General features: G+C 42.5%; 16 protein-coding genes and 1 pseudogene. 12 read left to right on the top strand and 5 right to left on the bottom strand.

The features are described 5' to 3' along the window. Positions 1-260: 260 nt before the first annotated feature. The 7 genes from MSSIT_RS08065 (at position 261) to nudC (ending at position 6,578) form a co-directional block, all read left to right on the top strand. Positions 261-1,556 (top strand): tRNA pseudouridine(54/55) synthase Pus10, encoded by a 1,296-nt coding sequence (locus MSSIT_RS08065; RefSeq protein WP_048171487.1) that lies wholly within the window; start codon positions 261-263, stop codon positions 1,554-1,556. A 226-nt stretch (positions 1,557-1,782) separates the two neighbouring features. Then, positions 1,783-2,076: a 50S ribosomal protein L21e gene (locus MSSIT_RS08060; protein WP_048171485.1), complete on the top strand. Its 294-nt coding sequence runs from the start codon at positions 1,783-1,785 to the stop codon at positions 2,074-2,076. Positions 2,077-2,527: 451 nt separating this feature from the next. Then, positions 2,528-2,881: an RNA polymerase Rpb4 family protein gene (locus MSSIT_RS08055; RefSeq protein WP_048174607.1), complete on the top strand. Its 354-nt coding sequence runs from the start codon at positions 2,528-2,530 to the stop codon at positions 2,879-2,881. Between the two features lie 363 nt (positions 2,882-3,244). After that, complete coding sequence (locus tag MSSIT_RS08050; RefSeq protein ID WP_048174606.1) at positions 3,245-3,982, top strand: DUF655 domain-containing protein; 738 nt, start codon at positions 3,245-3,247, stop codon at positions 3,980-3,982. Between the two features lie 120 nt (positions 3,983-4,102). Continuing rightward, a complete protein-coding gene (gene rsmA, locus MSSIT_RS08045; RefSeq protein ID WP_082088916.1) occupies positions 4,103-4,927 on the top strand; it encodes a 16S rRNA (adenine(1518)-N(6)/adenine(1519)-N(6))-dimethyltransferase RsmA in 825 nt (274 codons plus the stop codon). After that, a complete protein-coding gene (locus tag MSSIT_RS08040) occupies positions 4,915-5,523 on the top strand; it encodes a HemK2/MTQ2 family protein methyltransferase (protein ID WP_048171481.1) in 609 nt (202 codons plus the stop codon). Before rsmA ends, MSSIT_RS08040 begins: the two co-directional genes overlap by 13 nt. A 197-nt stretch (positions 5,524-5,720) precedes the next feature. Continuing rightward, positions 5,721-6,578: an NAD(+) diphosphatase gene (gene nudC, locus MSSIT_RS08035; protein ID WP_048171479.1), complete on the top strand. Its 858-nt coding sequence runs from the start codon at positions 5,721-5,723 to the stop codon at positions 6,576-6,578. A 262-nt stretch (positions 6,579-6,840) separates the two neighbouring features. Here nudC and MSSIT_RS08030 read toward each other — a convergent pair whose 3' ends face one another. Both MSSIT_RS08030 and MSSIT_RS08025 read right to left on the bottom strand, forming a co-directional pair. Continuing rightward, the gene (locus tag MSSIT_RS08030; protein WP_048171477.1) at positions 6,841-7,566 is read right to left on the bottom strand and encodes a TetR/AcrR family transcriptional regulator; all 726 of its coding nucleotides are present in this window, start codon (positions 7,564-7,566) and stop codon (positions 6,841-6,843) included. A 129-nt stretch (positions 7,567-7,695) separates the two neighbouring features. Further along, positions 7,696-8,496 carry an EFR1 family ferrodoxin gene (locus MSSIT_RS08025; protein ID WP_048171476.1) on the bottom strand — a complete coding sequence of 267 codons (801 nt, stop codon included), beginning with the start codon at positions 8,494-8,496 and terminating at the stop codon, positions 7,696-7,698. 354 nt (positions 8,497-8,850) lie between these two features. Here MSSIT_RS08025 and MSSIT_RS25645 point away from each other — a divergent pair. Then, positions 8,851-9,108 (top strand): annotated as a pseudogene (locus MSSIT_RS25645) (matrixin family metalloprotease); the annotation flags it as partial. Between the two features lie 13 nt (positions 9,109-9,121). Then, positions 9,122-9,772 carry a hypothetical protein gene (locus MSSIT_RS08020; RefSeq protein ID WP_048171474.1) on the top strand — a complete coding sequence of 217 codons (651 nt, stop codon included), beginning with the start codon at positions 9,122-9,124 and terminating at the stop codon, positions 9,770-9,772. A 588-nt stretch (positions 9,773-10,360) separates the two neighbouring features. Here MSSIT_RS08020 and MSSIT_RS08015 read toward each other — a convergent pair. After that, positions 10,361-10,660 carry a hypothetical protein gene (locus tag MSSIT_RS08015; protein ID WP_048171472.1) on the bottom strand — a complete coding sequence of 100 codons (300 nt, stop codon included), beginning with the start codon at positions 10,658-10,660 and terminating at the stop codon, positions 10,361-10,363. A 178-nt stretch (positions 10,661-10,838) separates the two neighbouring features. On the opposite strand from MSSIT_RS08015, the gene rsgA reads away from it, so the two are divergent. Further along, positions 10,839-11,972 (top strand): ribosome small subunit-dependent GTPase A, encoded by a 1,134-nt coding sequence (gene rsgA / locus MSSIT_RS08010; protein WP_048171470.1) that lies wholly within the window; start codon positions 10,839-10,841, stop codon positions 11,970-11,972. Between the two features lie 63 nt (positions 11,973-12,035). Here the strand turns inward: rsgA and MSSIT_RS21165 are convergent, their stop codons facing one another. Together MSSIT_RS21165 and MSSIT_RS08000 are read right to left on the bottom strand one after the other, a co-directional pair. After that, a complete protein-coding gene (locus MSSIT_RS21165; RefSeq protein ID WP_052721574.1) occupies positions 12,036-12,704 on the bottom strand; it encodes an RloB family protein in 669 nt (222 codons plus the stop codon). After that, positions 12,701-14,011, bottom strand: a complete 1,311-nt coding sequence (locus MSSIT_RS08000) for an AAA family ATPase (protein WP_048171468.1) — start codon at positions 14,009-14,011, stop codon at positions 12,701-12,703. The genes MSSIT_RS21165 and MSSIT_RS08000 overlap by 4 nt, the downstream gene beginning before the upstream one ends. Before the next feature lie 198 nt (positions 14,012-14,209). Here MSSIT_RS08000 and MSSIT_RS21780 point away from each other — a divergent pair. Next, positions 14,210-15,341, top strand: a protein-coding gene (locus MSSIT_RS21780) for an IS630 family transposase (protein WP_231590477.1) whose coding sequence is annotated in 2 segments (ribosomal slippage) — positions 14,210-14,643 and positions 14,642-15,341 — 1,134 coding nt in all. Because the reading frame shifts where the segments join, the coding sequence is not laid out codon by codon here. A gap of 400 nt (positions 15,342-15,741) precedes the next feature. After that, a complete protein-coding gene (locus MSSIT_RS07985) occupies positions 15,742-16,824 on the top strand; it encodes a DUF362 domain-containing protein (RefSeq protein WP_048171462.1) in 1,083 nt (360 codons plus the stop codon). The last annotated feature ends 12 nt before the right edge of the window (positions 16,825-16,836 follow it).

Genomic DNA, 16,836 nt, shown 5'->3' with positions numbered 1-16,836 from the left:
TCCGGATACGCTTTTTAGAGTACATGCTTCAATTTGCGCATTCCCTTCAATGTAATCTTTAATTATCTCCAATCCAATCTACCAATCGATCCAATATGTCAATACTATTTCCCATGTCAATATTTTTCCCAACATAAGCTTTCAACTCATCTTTCAATTAAACTCTTAAACTCTAAATTACCCTCAAACACTCAAATAAATTCAATTATCCACTTCCAGGTCTATTCCCCGAACAAAGAGCTTAGAGAAAGTGAAACCAAATGGATGTACTTGAAATATCAAAAAAAATTCTGCACGAAGGTCCTGTCTGTGACCACTGTCTTGGCCGTCAGTTTGCAAAATTATCTACGGGCCTCAGCAACAGAGAACGCGGGCAGGCGATGAAACTCGCGCTTGCCCTTGAAGGGGACCGCATTTACAAAAGTGAAAACGACGACTCCCTCTTAAAGGAACTTGTTCCCTGCAGTGCCTTTGCAAGAAAAGCCCTCCGGGTAGAGGGGGAAGACGAGCAGTGCTGGGTCTGCCTTGACCAGTTCAAAAAACTGGACGATTGGGCGGCTGAGGTGGCAAAGGCTCTCGAGGGGCTTGAGTACTCCACCTTCCTTGTCGGTACGAAGGTAAGCGGGCTTCTGAGTGAAAACGAAGAGATGCTCTGGGCTGAGGCAGGGACTGCCTATGCCGAACAGTTGAAAACCGAGCTTAATCGGGAAGTAGGCAAGAGGATCGCAGAAAAGGTTGACAAGGAAGTGGACTTTGGAAACCCGGATATTGTGATTACCCTTGACCTTGCAACACACAAATTCGAGCTCCAGGTCCGTTCGGTATATATTTACGGGCGCTACCTCAAAAAAGTCCGCGGAATTCCCCAGACCCGCTGGCCCTGCAGGAAATGCAAGGGCAGGGGCTGCGAAAGTTGCGGATTTACCGGCAAACAGTACCAGGAGTCCGTAGACGAGCTTATCAAAGGGCCGGTAGTTGAAGCATTCGAGGCAACTGATACGGCTTTCCACGGATCGGGCAGGGAAGATATAGATGCCCTGATGCTCGGAAGCGGCAGGCCTTTTGTGGTGGAAGCAAAGTCTCCTGTAAAGCGCAGTACTGACCTTGGGGCACTTGCTGCCCGAATTAACGAAACTGCCGCAGGAAAAGTTGAGGTAAAGGATCTTCGCTTTGTCGAAAAAGGCATGATTGAGACCCTCAAGAGTTCCAAGGCGGATAAAACTTATAAGCTTAAAGTTACATTTAAAGAGCCTGTTTCAGAGGAAAAGCTTAAATCCTGCCTCGAGGCTTTGAGTGGCAAGGAGATTGCCCAGCAGACTCCAAAGCGCGTGGTTCACAGACGTGCAGATCTTGTCCGGAAAAGGTATGTGCACAGCATCACGCTTGACGAGCTGAAAGATGACGGAAACGCCTACATAACTGTGAACTGTGAAGGCGGGCTTTATGTCAAGGAACTGATTTCCGGAGACGAAGGCAGGACAAATCCGAGCCTTACAGGGCTTTTAGGATTCCAGGCACTTGTGGAAGACCTCGATGTGGTCAACGTCGAAATTTAAGCTCCGGGCATCTGAATCTAATCTGAATAAACCAAATCGATCCAATCTAAATCAATCTGGATTTCAATCTGGGTCCGTTTCATTGGCCGATCGGGACACAGAGAACGAGTGCCTTAATGAACGGTTCATTTAAATAATATCCATCTTATTTAGAGGAAAATCAATTAATTGAATAGAAAATTTCTTAGAGAGAAATTACTCGAGCATTCTAACGGAGGAACATGCGATGACAAATTCCCACGGTGAAAAACGCTGCACAAGGTACAAATTACAGAAGACGGTTCGCGAAAGAGGGATTTCCCCTGTAAGCAGGGCAATTCAGGAATTCGAAGAAGGACAGATGGTTCACATCGACATCGACCCGAGCGTCCAGAAAGGTATGCCAAATCCAAAATTCCAGGGTTCTACCGGAAAGGTTATCGGACAGCGTGGTCGTTCATATGTGCTGGAAGTCCGCAGCGGAAACGCAATGAAGGAAGTTATTTCCCTTCCGCAGCACCTGAAGCCGCAGAAGTACTGATTCTGGGCAGTTAGGTTTTTACACCCTAATTTCCCTTTTCTTCCGAAATTTAAGGTATTCAGGCTTCCGACCGGAGGTTTGAAATCCTTCCGGGAATTCCGGCAAATTACAGCTTGAAGAACGCCGTTAAAGGATTGGATGTGACAGAACTGGTATCCCTTAAACTAAAAGGGCACACTTACAGGGGATCTGGAACAACTGCTTTTTGAAAATTAGTCTTTTATCCCGGAAAAGGAACATCTATAATTATATATCATTTGTAAACCATATAGCTGAGATAGCTCAGGATAGTGTTATTCAATACAGTTCCGGCTTATCGGGTGATGCCGGATACTGAAAGGCAGAAAATGCTTGCAGCAGGAATTAGGGTTCACAATAAAATATCAATTACAGGTTGTTCTACAAGGAAGCAAAACTACCTGAAATTTTTAAGTTAAAAGAGTGTATTCCAATGATAGTTAAGGAAGTCCTCAATGAAGAGTTATTGACATTGGCCGAGGTCAAGGATATACTTACAAGGATCGCTGACGAGCGCAGAGAGAAGGGGATTGAGGTAGCATACAGCTTTAGAAAAGCCCTTCATCATGCGGAACAGTTCTCTAAAATCAGCGGAGAAAAGTCAAGAGAACTTGTTAGCAAGTTGCTTGAGCTTGAAAAAATGAAGCCAGTTATTGCGGTCCGGATCGCAGACATCCTGCCTCAATCCAGAGACGAACTAAGGTCAATTTACGCTAAGGAAAAGTACACCCTGAGCAATGAAGAGCTGGATCAAATTCTTGACTATGTATTTGAAGCTATGGAATAATTAGAAAGTAAAGAGGATAAGCTATATAGCAGTTTATCTTGTTATTTATGAGGGAAGTATCCGAAATCTGGCTAGAGTACTTTAAAGTATAAAGAAAGTATCCCGGCCTGCAAAATTTAGGAGCAGAGGCTTCTCCGTTTCTCTAAATTCCCGAGAATGCCGGGATACAGGTCAGTCTCCAGTTTCGGAAACTGGTGTGCGGGGAATAGTTCGACAGGCCTGGTAGCTTGGAAAAAGCCTGAACCAGACAGGAGAGCTAAAGAAGCTGGGCATATCTATGTGAGAAATCCCCGGCTGGAGTATAATACACCGGACATAAATCAGATTCATGGGGTTTCATATTTATTTACAGGATGGGTGCTGATGAAAATAGAGAAGTCGCAATCAGGTAGACCGTACACTGGCAGATCATCTGCCGAAAGACCTTCTTCTGGCGGCAGGCGGCCGACAGGCAAACCGCAGTCCGACAGGCAGTCAGAAAGAGCTCCGCGCTCATCCGGGAAAGGCATGGAAGGTTCGCAGGACAGGGAGGAATATGTATGGGTGCTCGATTATCTTCCCTATGGAAAATCCGTTGACGGCACTTCAGCGTACCAGAAAAAACCTCTTGTACAGGCCGTAGGGGATAAAAAGTTTACTCTTATGGAACTGGTCCCAAAAGTCGGCGTAATACCTGATATCCAGTCAAGAGTCTATATCGGACCCGGGGATAGGGATGAAATAGACCACGTAAAGCAGAGGATAGGGTATACTGACCTGACTACCGGAGCAAACCTCGAATTGCCCTTCATTCTCGAAGCCGTCGTCAGGCATAAAGAAGAAAGGTTCGTAAAGTTCTTCAACGATGCCCATTCCATCACAACCCGCCTGCATATGCTTGAACTTCTTCCCGGGATCGGGAAAAAGCTCATGTGGTCTATCATTGATGAACGCAAGAAAGGGGAATTTAAGAGCTTTCAGGATATTCGCGAGAGAATCCCGAGCCTTCATGACCCTGCGAAGGTCATCTCCCACAGGATCGAAGAAGAGCTCAAGGACGATTTCATCAAGTACAGGCTGTTCACCACTCCTCCTCGCCGGCAGGGCTCGAGTGGGCGGTGATCCTTTTACTTTCTTTTTTCAATTCCATTTCCGGCTATCTGACTTCTGACGGTTCGGCTTTTGAGAATTTATCCAAATATTACTATTAAGAACTCTTAATCTACTCAGGAGGTTTCGGCCCTGGTTCGTTCTATTCTTAAAAAGTACAATATAAAAGGAGGTACCTTTGACCAGCACTTCCTTATTGATATCGGTTACCTGGATCGGATAGTTGCTGCTGCCGAGCTGAGTCCGCAGGATACGGTTCTTGAAATCGGCGCAGGGATAGGAAACCTTACAGAAAGACTTGCAAGGCGAGCAAAAAAGGTAATTGCAGTCGAGCTCGACCCCTCCCTCGTTTCAGTCCTGCACGACCGTTTCGATAAGGTTGAAAATATAGAGGTTATGGCTGGCGATGCCCTTAATGTCGATTTTCCCGGGTTTGACAAGGTTGTTTCAAACCTCCCTTATTCCATCTCCTCGGAAATCACCTTCAAGCTCCTGCGACACAAATTCAAGCTCGGAATCCTTATGTATCAGTACGAGTTTGCAGCCCGCATGGTCTCTCCACCGGGGCGTAAGGACTACTCCCGCCTGACGGTCGATACCTATTACTTTGCCGATGCGTCCATCATCATGAAAGTCCCAAAAGGCGCCTTCCAACCAGCCCCTGAAGTCGACTCTGCAGTGGTCAAACTGGTTCCGCGCCCGTCTCCGTTCGAAGTCCGGGACGAAGCCTTCTTCCTTGAATTTGTGGTCGCAGTTTTCAGCCAGCGCCGAAAAAAGTTGAGAAATTCGATCCTGAACACAAACAGCATGCTCAAAATTCCGGATATCAAAGAGGTCGTTAACCAGCTCCCGGAGGACTTCATGAACAAAAGGGCTGAAAACCTGACTCCTGAAGAGCTTGCCAGTGTTGCAAACATGCTTTTTGACCTCAAATCCGATAAGCCATGGTTGAAATAGAATACAAAAATACCCGGGTCAAACTCGGAGCCTCAGACCTTGTCTACGAGCCTGCGGAAGATTCCTTCCTGCTTACGGACACAGTCCTTGAAGAAGCAGAGCCGGGTATGCACGTCCTTGAAATAGGGACAGGCTCGGGTTTCGTATCAGCCGTGCTCAGGACAAATGTTAAGGGCATCCGCGTCCTTGCAACCGAGATCAACCCCCATGCAGCCCTCTGTGCAAAAGCAAACGGGGTTGAGGTAATCCGCACCAACCTTTTCAGTGGCCTGAAACCGGGAAGCTCGAAAGCCTCCTTTGACCTCATCCTCTTCAACCCCCCCTACCTTCCCACTTCCGAAGAAGAAAAAGTCCCAGGCTGGCTAAATTATGCTTTTGACGGAGGGATCAGCGGACGGGAAACCCTTGACCGGTTTCTGGACGAGGTTGGAAACTACCTGAAACCCGGAGGAAAAATTCTGGTGCTGATTTCTTCAATTACCGGGCTGGAAGCTGTTACGGAGAAGATGAAGAAACTGGGATTCGAGATCGGTGTTGTTCGGAGAAAAAAGGTTTCATTTGAGGAATTGATGGTGGTCAGAGGGAAACTCAAATAATCTTCCCTTGATCCGGTAAGCTATTTTTATCTTTAAATTATTGGAATGCCTCCCGCAGACTTGCTGGCGACCTGCTATAAGATATTGTATGAATGAGGAAGAATGACCCGTATAATGAATATCGTTTTTAACCAGGAAAATTCGGACTGTACGCTACTCTAATCATATATAGAACAAAACCCAATAGTATAAGCATTATGAGCCTCACAAACAGGGAAAACCCCAGTTACCCGAAATTCATCGTAGGCATAGAACCGCCGGCCGGAAGGACCGAAAAGGCTCTCTGGTTCATTTTCCGGGGGCGTGATATTCTTTTCAAAGTCAGGAAAAATCCCAGTGCTATTCCGAAGCTTGTGGACTTCGGGGAACTCGGGCTTCCTGTGGTAAGGGAACAGTACCTTGGTATGCTTGAGGGGACACACTGCTACTCTGTGGAGCTGCCTGCAGATACGAAGGCTCCGGAGGGGATGGAGTTTGTCGACCTCAGAAAGGCACATTCGGAGATCAGTGAAGGGTGCTTTGAACTTGTGAATAAGGCAGTGCAGGTAGTGGAATGGGACCGGACAAACCAGTTCTGCAGCCGCTGCGGAACAAAGACCGTGCAGAAACCCGGAGAAAGAGGAAAAGAATGCCCCTCCTGCGGAGAACTTTTCTATCCCAGGATTTCGCCTGCTATAATCGTGCTTATCAGAAAGGGTCATGAGGTTTTGCTTGCAAGGTCCCCGAATTTCCCTCCCGCTGTGTACAGCCTAATAGCCGGTTTTGTCGAGCCCGGAGAAACGGCCGAGACAGCAGTTGCAAGAGAAGTCTGGGAGGAAGTCGGGCTCAAAGTAAGGAACATAACTTACTTCGGAACGCAGGCCTGGCCTTTTCCGAACTCCCTCATGATCGGCTTTACCGCAGAATATGATTCCGGGGACATCCGGCCTGACGGGTTTGAAATTGAGGATGCAAAATGGTTTTCGGTAGAAGATTTGCCTGCTCTACCCGGGAAGATCAGCATTTCCCGAAAACTGATCGACCATTTCCTCAAAGAAGAAGGGTTGGAAGTTTAAAACGGATTCATATTTGATTCAGAGTTTTATTCATCCTGCTGTGACCTTTTTCTATTCTTCTTTCTTTTTTGTTTCGGAGGCATTTGCAGAGAGAACCGCTCCACCTCCGGATAATTTTATTGGTATACTTTTATTGGTATACTTTTATTGGTATACTTTTACGATCTCGGGCTGAATTCGCCTGTTTCGTATGGAACAGGCGTGAATCAAGAATATAAAATACAACGGAGGTGAAAAAATTCAACCTCAAATTCTAAAAAATTTAAGATTTTTCTCTCTTTTTCTTCCCAGGTGCCACAGGCTCGGTTAAAAAGAATCCAAACGATGTGAAATCTTTGACATCCATTTTGTGAGATTCCTCACCGGAAGAGATAGCAGGAGTAATGAACCGGAAAAACTCACTGGCAAACTGCTCGTAGCTGAACCCCTCTGCCTCGATCACCAATTTCCATTTATTTTCCATTGACAGGATACCCATGAAGGAGATCATAAGGTACATCGAGGTCAGGAACGGATCGAGATCGGCCCGGATTGTACCGTCATCGATACCCTCCCGGATCGCATCCCGCAGGATCAGACGGCAGGCACCATATCCCTTTCCAATCTCTGCGGTACACGGGTTCTCTCTGGAAAAACGCTCAGAACCGTAAAAATGGATCATTCGAAGATAATCGGGGTATTCCTGTGAAAACTGGTAATAAACCTGGCCCATCAGGGCTACCTTGACAATACCCGGGACCTCTTTTTCCATGCATTCCATGTATTTTTCTTTAAGGATCCGGACACCACGGAGTACAATAGTTGCGAAAAGTGTCTCCTTATTTTTAAAATACAGATAAATAGTAGCCTTATTCAGTTCGACCTCGCGGGCGATGTCTTCCATGGAAACATCTTCATAACTTCGAGAAAAAAAGAGACGTTCGGCTGCCTCGATGATCTCGGTCTTTCGCTGTTCCTTTTCTCGTTGTCTTCTATCGGCAATTCCCATAGTTCCACTCCACCTGATCCATATTCACAAGCCCATATTTACATTATGACTGTTAGTTATAAGATTCAAGGACTGACTGTATCCCAATTTTCCGCTTTTACCAACCGGGACATATTCGGGCTATATTCATTAGATAAAACATTCAGGCTCCTTTCGCTGGCTATAGAGCGTATGGAGACGCACTGATGCGTCTTTAACCAGCCCGGGTTTCATCGATCTGGCATTTTGCGGGCAGTTTTTGATACACGCACAGCAGGTAATGCATTTTTCGATATCAATCAAACGGGAATTTTCTGCATCAACAGCACCAGCAGGACACACCTCCGCACAGGTTCCGCACTGTGTACACTCCTCACTGACTGCGATAAAATCAACAATCCACAGTTTTGTATCTCTTCTATAAGGGTAAGTGCCAGGCACCTGCACATCAGAAACCTGAGAGATTGATGAAACAGATTGCAGTTTTTCACGTATTTTCCGTCCAAAGACTTCTGCATGGTGTAAATCATCTTTATCGGGACGTCCCTCGGCTGTTGGCATCTCGGAATTTGAGAATGAGTGTTCCCCGATATATCCTGCACAGGCAATGGGAATACACCCACATTTCGTTACAATATTTTTTAGTTCGAGTAATGCATCGTCATATTCCCTATTGCCATAAACCACAACACAAACCGTCGGTGTATTATGAGCTTGAATTGAATTCAGCCATTCATTTAATAATGCCGGCACTCTCCCCATATAAACAGGAACTCCAAGTACAAGCAGTTCATTTTCCGAGGTCATTAACGGTTGTTTTCTTGCATCCGTTCTGGTAATATCAATTAATTCCGTGGTGCCTGGATTAATGCCGTGCGCAATGCCCTGAACAACCGCTTTTGTTGTCCCGGTAGGTGAAAAATAGACTAATTTCACAGATTCTATGTTCATTTCATTTACTCCATCAATTGTGTAACTCCAAGTTATAGTATAACTAGTGATTATTAAATAACTATTGGTTAGTAAATAACTGATAGTTAGTTTATAATTGTTTTCCAGGGAAAATATCAGATATCTGGAGAAGGCTAAAATTTTGTATGGGGTGAAGAAACAGAATTATTTAAGGTAGTAAATGTATCCCTGCAGGACACGATTGAGAAGTTTGTACAACTGGCAACCGGAACGGCAGAAAATCAAAAAGAACATTTTACAGGAAAATATAGGTGTAAAGGTGAATATATCTGTCTATTCTGGACAAAACACTTGAAAACATGAAATGTTGCAGGAAGAACTACCCATGATTTTTCCGGTAGTACCATAATAGAATACGATACAGTTTTTAATAGTAACTATGCTTGGTCGACTACCGATGAATGTCCGCCTAATTGTCTTGATGTGCGGAATGTTGCTACTCATGAATTCGGACACTGGCTTAGATTGTTAGATCTGGACGGTATTTTCGATACCCAGAAAACAATGTACTATCAAACCAATCTAGGTGAAACAAAGAAACGAAGTCTTGAGTCGGACGATATCTCAGGCATTAAAGCTATCTATCCTTAAGAGGTGACGATTTATGACAATGAGAAATAATACAAAATATGGAATACTTTTAATTGGGGCGATTTCTTTGTTGACATTAGCTGTTTTAGGGTTATCAAATTTCTCAGATGGTAGTGCTAAACTAGCAAATAATCACTCACAAGATAGTGCCAAACTTGTAAACAACGATAAACCTTTATACGCTGAAGTCAGTGGATCACTTATAGGGTTCAACCACACAGAATTAAATAACCGCTCCGATACAATTGTCATAGGCACAGTTAAAGAGATACTTCCACCCAAGTGGAATACTGTCGATGGAAAAAAATCCGGTGAAGATGTTAAATTCAGTATACGTAATACTATTTATACTGATATTATCATAAGTGTGGACGAGTATGTTAAGAATCCATTAGCATCAAACGAGGTTAGGGTGAGAGTAGAAGGTGGAACAGTCAGAAATGATACCTTGGTAGTTGAGTATGAACCTAAATTCCAACCGGGTGAAAAGGTTTTGCTCTATCTGATGAAAGACGATAATCCTGGTACTAAGGATATTGACCCTGAACACTTCATAGTTACAGGAGCTTTACAGGGTAAGTTTACATTAACAGATGATGGGAAAGCTATGCGACCCGACGAAACGGTTAATAAGGATGAATTATTGAACACAATTAAAGAATGAATGTAACTCATATAGCTTCTTTTTCACAAAATAAGGTAGTAGTGTTCATAGATTTTATTGCATCCCCAGTAAATCTTCTTACCAATATTTTGGTAGAATACATTACAATACTAAAAATGATTTTTTTAAATAAAGTCGTTTGTTTGTGCTTTGATTGTTCTGTATGCTACGGACTTAAATTTACTGCTGTGTTTTTGCAAGATAACTATTTTCCATAAATTTAGTGATCCAGATTCTTAAATTCTAACCCATGAAGTCCTTCGATAGTTCCAGGGAATTCATATGCTACTATAATTTTTAATTTTGAGCCTATCCCAAAAGCCATCTTTAATCCCATATTGGGAGGTGCCCATGACTATTTTCCTGATCAGTAATTCGATTGTTCCTTTCAAAACAAGATTCAAAGAAGTAGTTTTTGAGTTTTGGGATCAGCTCATCCAATATATTACATGAAAGTGAAACCGGCTGCTCTTCTTGAATTCACAGAAAAAGTTAGAATAAGCAAGAGATCTTTTAAGAATTTTCCAATATTCCTTATTTATTTGGAATGAAAGTAAGTTACTATTTATTGTTCACACACTCTCTCTTTCATTTTTTCCTAAAAGCTGCTCCCAAAGCCAATCCAAGAGCAGGTCCGAGAGCAAACCCCAGGGCTATATTATCCGTCATAATGCCTATTATCAAACCCAGTGAGATGCCGAGGGCAAGGCCTGATCCCACTGCATCCTCGTTCCCGTTTTCATTACCATTTTCATTCTCGTTCCCGTAGCTTTTTGTATATTTTCCAGTCTGATTTACTTTTTTCCCCTGCCGGTAGGAGACGAGGAAAAGAGCTCCTGCTGTGACAGCCAAAATTATAAGTATTGGGATAATAACTGGATTGTCCATCAACCTAAACTTACTATTTTAATATAAAAAGAGTTTGAAACATTGACAAATGTCCGGACGAAGAAGATTTGCAGCTGGTGAAGGAAAAAGTTTCAGTTGAAATTGGTCGGAATCGACCGGTAACGGATAAAGTATCAAAAGAAAAAGACTTAACCATGTAAAACTGATAGTCAATTTAATGAACGAGCATTGCGAAGCAGAAAGTCCGGATCATAGTTCAGATAACAGTTCTGACAACAGTTCAGGTAATGACCGCATGAAGGTTATTCCCGGCTGGGACGAAGAGCTTGAATCGGCCTTTTCGGTCTACCAGAGTTCCTACCTTGCCGGAAGAGTCGCATCAAGGCATAAAACGGTCTGTGAGATCCTTATTCCCGGGGCAGTCGTACAGGCGGGAATTTCCGGAGCCCTCCAGCGAATTGGCAAACAGCCGGTTGTAGGGGATTTTGTCGTTTTGCTTGACCAGCCTGAGACTGGTTCACGCATGGTTGTGAATATCCTGCCCCGAAGAACCTGCCTTTCAAGGGGTGCAACAGGAGATGGGGGCGGAGAGCAGGTGATTGCCGCAAATCTTGATACCATCTTTATCGTTACTTCCGTAGGAAAGGACCTCAACCTTCGAAGGCTTGAACGGTATCTCGCCATCGTATATTCTTCCGGGGCAAGCCCGGTGATTTTGCTTAACAAGATCGACCTTGCGGATGACCCTGCCCTATTGGTCGAAAAAATCCGGGGAATTGCAGGGGACGTGCCGGTTATTCCCTTAAGTGCCCTTTCAAAAACAGGGCTTGACGCACTAAGTCCTTACCTCAACCCGGGAGAAACAGTTGCACTCATAGGTTCTTCAGGCGTCGGAAAGTCCACGCTTATTAACTCTCTGCTTGGTGAAACCGTCCAGAAAACCGCAGATATCCGAAAAGACGATGAAAAAGGCAGGCATACAACTACAGTCCGCCAGATGTTCCTTCTTCCGAACGGAGCAGTTCTTATAGACAACCCTGGGATAAGGGAAATCCAGCTTGGGGATTCTGCCGAAGGGCTTGAAAAAGCGTTTTCCGAGATTGTTGATGCAGCCCACAATTGCAAGTTTAAAGACTGCACCCACCGGGACGAACCGGGCTGTGCTGTCCTGCAGGCAGTAAAAGACGGGCTTATTCCTGAGGAGCGGCTGGAAAGCTATCACAGGTTAGCTGACGAACTCTCATTCCAGTCAAAAAAGTCAGAAATGGGGCTGAAACGGCTTGAAAAGGAAAAATACAGGGAAATAGCGGTAACCAGTAAGAAATATCGGAAATTTACAGGCAAGCCATGAGATGAAGCTCGTTTTTTGAAACTTCACAAAAGATGTATACTGATTTGTAAATATTTGGACGGATCATTGGCCAATTACAAAATTCTGGATGTGTTTTAAGAAGTAGGGAACCATAGTCGAAGGATTACTTTCGATCGACAATAGTTTAATTCCATTTTCAAAATGATGTTTTTTCAAATATTCTGCATGCATCATAGCGATTTCCATGTCTTTTTCTAAGACATCATAATAATCCACATTTTTCTTATAATCGCTTATGTAGTTTTTCAATTTCGCTTCAAGACCTTCTTGGCTAAGTGGCTTATCGCACAATTCAAAGTGTAGAAGATACCAAAGCTCAAAAGAAGGATTTGATAGGCAGATGTTTACTTTGATTTTGCTCCCGTTTTTGTTTCCTTTTGCTAGTTTTATAGCTTGATTGATATTTTCACTTTTGTTTGCGTCACAATCTATAACACAGATTAAGCAATCTCCATCTCGATCCGAAACACCCTCATTTCTTGCATAACTATTTATGAATTCGATATTAGCAATTGCTCCACAATTTTTAGAAGGGATCACTTTAACTTCCGGAAGTTTTCGCCTTATGCATCGTCCTTGACATATCTTTGATTTATATCTTTCAAAGTATGTTTTTTCTGTCTTCAATCCCTCACAAAAAATATATACATTCCCACGGGGATATCTAGTATTTTCTTTTCTTTTAAGTACTTTTTTTTTAGGATTTTTCATACAAATACGTCCCTAAAACCTTTTAAGTAGGGTATTGCTCCGTACTTTCCTTTCAGATATCCTTTTTCAAAGTTTACACCTTGCCTCTGCTTGATCTCAAGCAGTGAATAGATTTCAGTATTTCCTGTATCGATATTTTTTTCGGTGAACCATATTTGGTCTCTTCTTAATAATTCTGAATTAATTAGAAAGGTATTGTGTGCGGAAAAGATTAACTGAGCATTAGAGGTGTTAGATTCCGGACTATTAAACATTTGGATTAAGTATTCGCAGAGTAGAGGATGTAATTCACAATCTAATTCATCAATTACCAGTACTATCCCTTTTTTCAATGCATCAATCCAAGGTCCCATCAATGAAAACATTTTTTGAGTACCATCTGATTCTTCTGAAAATTCAAATGGAATTGTAATATCATGGTGCTCTTCATCAAACCCCTTATGAAAGATTTGTAAATCTAAGTGATTTAAGCTATCAAGTTTTTTTTCTGAAATGTCTATTATTTTTTTAAGTTCCTCTGGAAGTTCTTCATAAGGTACTTCTTCAACCTTTGATTCAAAATCAATAATACCCAAATCAGCATAAATTAATGCCTTTTTAATGTTCTGCTTTAGAACTTCGTTTTTACTAACTAATTCTGCTGTGAAACCAATGGATATTTCTTTCGGAGAAACAATTACAGCTAGTGTTTCTTTAAACCACTTAAAAGCCTTAATTGTCTTGTCATAATTTCTTTGTGAAGAACTTGCTAAATAGAATACATTCTCATTAGTATCGCTTGCAATTCTGTTTTGCTTAACTTTATCAACAGTAAAGCTATAATCTTTAGTATTGACTCTTTCAAATATTGTTGAAATAGAACCTTTCGGATAGTAATAAAGATATTCATTAATTACTTTTTTAGCTGTGAAAGAAGCTCCATAATTGTATCTTATACCCTCATAAATAAACTCAATATTAAATTTGCAAGGCTTATTTAAGCATTTTTTGTCAAGTTTAAATGGGTAGAAAGGAATTTGGTCCCCTGGCATAGTTTTAATTGAATTTGTAATTATATGTTTCAAATAACCAAGAGCTTTTAAGGAATTACTTTTTCCTGAAGCATTTGCCCCGTATATTGCAGCACTCCGGAGTAAATTATTACCCTTTCCCAGTGAGTTTCTTGTGATACCACCATCCATATTTATGGCTTTCTCCCCCAAAATTAGATTTTTTTCAAGAGAGTGATCACTTTTTGAAGCCACCAGACTAAAAGAAAACCCTTCTTTTAAAGAAAGATAATTCTCGATATTAAACTCAATTAACATATTCTACCTCCTCTTTAGTTAAATAATTCTTCATAAGGAAGGCCAATATTTTGCAGATAATTGTAAATTTGACATTTACTTAACTAATAATCCATATTGAAACATGAAGTATAATATATTTTTGGTAATACCTCTAGTGTCGCGTCAACGATGAAAGGACTTAAGAGATACATAGAATGATCTTCATAAGTATCATTTATGATTAGATATACTGTGACACTTACTGAAGATGAACGTAGATCTCTTTGTGAACTTGCTTCAAAGGGAAAACATAACTCTCAACAAATTCTCAATGCTCTGATCTTGCTTAATTGCGATAAAAGTGAATTGAATGTTACCCATTCAACCAATGAAGAAATCTCACGTGTCCTGAATATTAGTATGAAAAAAATTGACCGTGTTAAGAAGCGATTTGTTGAAGAAGGACTTGAAGTTGCCCTCAACGGGAAAGAAAGTGATCGCATTTATAATAAAAAAGTTGATGGTGACGCTGAAGCCCATTTAATCGCCCTTAGTTGCAGTCAACCCCCTGAAGGTTTTGCAAGATGGTCTTTGAGATTATTAGCCGATAAGGCTGTAGAACTTGGCTATTTCGAGGATATTTCTCACGAAACAGTACGGCGTACTTTAAAAAAACGAAATCAAACCCTGGCAAAAGAAAGGATGGGTAATTCCTCCGGAACAAAACAGTAGCTTTGTTGCGAATATGGAAATGGTTCTGGATGTTTATAAACGTCCGTTTGATCCACGAAATCCTGTTGTATGTATGGACGAATCCCCAAGACAACTGATTGCAGAAACCAGAATTCCTATTCCCTGCTCACCAGGAAAGCCAGCCAGGTACGATTATGAATATGAGCGAAATGGAATGTGCAATGTATTCCTTGCCTGTGAACCGTTGACAGGGAAAAGAATGGTAAAGATTACTGAAAGAAAAACAAAGCTAGACTGGGCTTATTTTCTGGAAGAAATAGAAGTTCAACATGAAAATGCAGATAAAATTACTTTAGTAATGGACAATTTAAACACGCATATACCTGGATCTCTCTACGAAGCATTTCCACCACCCAAAGCAAAGGCGCTATGGGATAGATTTGAGTTCGTGTACACACCAAAACATGGAAGCTGGTTGAACATGGCAGAGATTGAACTGAACGTACTTACAGGTCAATGTTTAAAAAGGAGAATGGATAACATCGAGCTTGTTAGTAAAGAAGTATTCGCATGGCAAAATTACAGAAACAACAAAAATTCAAAGGTTAATTGGCAATTCACAACAGATGATGCAAGGATAAAATTGTCACGTCTTTATCCGACAATTGAGGATTGACTCGACACTAGCCCTCTTTCAACTTTTAAAAAGTTCATCTCTATTGCCTCAGTTAAACACTAATATTTTTTATTAATTGTTTTTGAACCATTTTGGTTCCTGTTACAAATTTAAAATCGGTAAGTTTTCGAAATTATAAGTTTCATTGTTACATGTTTTGAATACTCAAACTCCAATAGATATCCATTTTATTTTTCGAGTTTCAGATTATTGAAAGAGGAAGTTGTGTGTAGAATCTGCATTTTACTTTCTTCCTTAACAGCGTAACACCTAAAAATGAAAAAGGCTTTCTTGACTACACAGGACGGGTAGAGTAATCAATTCGATTCATTTGATTTGATTTAATTCGATTTCTTTCATGGGAGGTATTTGAACGGCAAGTAAAGTCTATTTCGCAGACCTGAGGGCAAAAAACCCGAATGAAAACACGATAAGCAAGATCCAGAGACTTTTTGACGAAGCAGGTTTTGTCGAACTGCTGGGAGCAGACGACCTGACGGCAATCAAGATCCATTTCGGAGAGTACGGAAACGACGGGTATATCAATCCGGTCTTTGTCCGGCAGGTGGTGGAAAAGGTCCGGGCAGCCGGGGCAAAACCGTTTGTTACGGACACGAACACCCTTTATTCCGGAAGCCGGCATAATGCGGTTGACCACCTGACCACAGCCATTGAGCACGGGTTTGATTTTTCAGTTGTCCGGGCTCCACTTATAATCTCGGACGGGCTCAGGAGCCAGAGCATCGCAGAGGTCGAGATCCGGCAGAAGCACTTCAAGTCCGTAAAAATCGGGTCCGACATCGTTTCAGCTGACTCCATGATCGTGATGTCCCATTTCAAGGGGCATATCATGGCAGGCTTTGGAGGCGCGATTAAGAACCTGGCAATGGGCTGTGCGCCTGCGGCAGGCAAAAAGGACCAGCATTATCCGACAAGCCCGCATGTTGTCGAAGCAAAGTGCATTGGCTGCGGGAGATGCGTGGAAATCTGCCCTGTGGGAGCAGCATCTCTTGAAGGGGATGTTTCCAGGATTGACCCGGGCATCTGCATCAGCTGCGGGCAGTGTATGGAGGTCTGTCCCGAAAGCGCTATCGACATTAACTGGGAAGAGGACATCCCCGAATTCCTGGAGTGCCTGACCGAATATGCGTACGGCGCAGTAGAAGGAAAAGAGAGTAGGGTAGGCTATATCAATTTCCTGCTCAAAATCACCCCGGACTGCGACTGTGTGCCCTGGAGTGACGCCCCTATTGTGCCTGACATCGGAATTCTTGCATCAACCGACCCCGTGGCCCTGGACCAGGCAAGCTACGACCTTGTGAACAGGCAAAAAGGGCTTGTTGGCTCTGCTCTGGAGTGCAATCATGAAGCCGGGGCCGACAAGTTCAAAGGTATCTGGTCTAAAATTGACGGTACCCACCAGCTTGAATATGCTGAAAAAATAGGGATGGGAAGCAGGGAATACGAGCTGATCGAGGTCTGAGTTAAACGATTT

The organism is Methanosarcina siciliae T4/M (assembly GCF_000970085.1).
Taxonomy (GTDB): domain Archaea; phylum Halobacteriota; class Methanosarcinia; order Methanosarcinales; family Methanosarcinaceae; genus Methanosarcina; species Methanosarcina siciliae.
The sequence above is the reverse complement of the archived record's forward strand: the minus strand, read 5'-3'. Positions and strand labels throughout refer to the sequence as shown.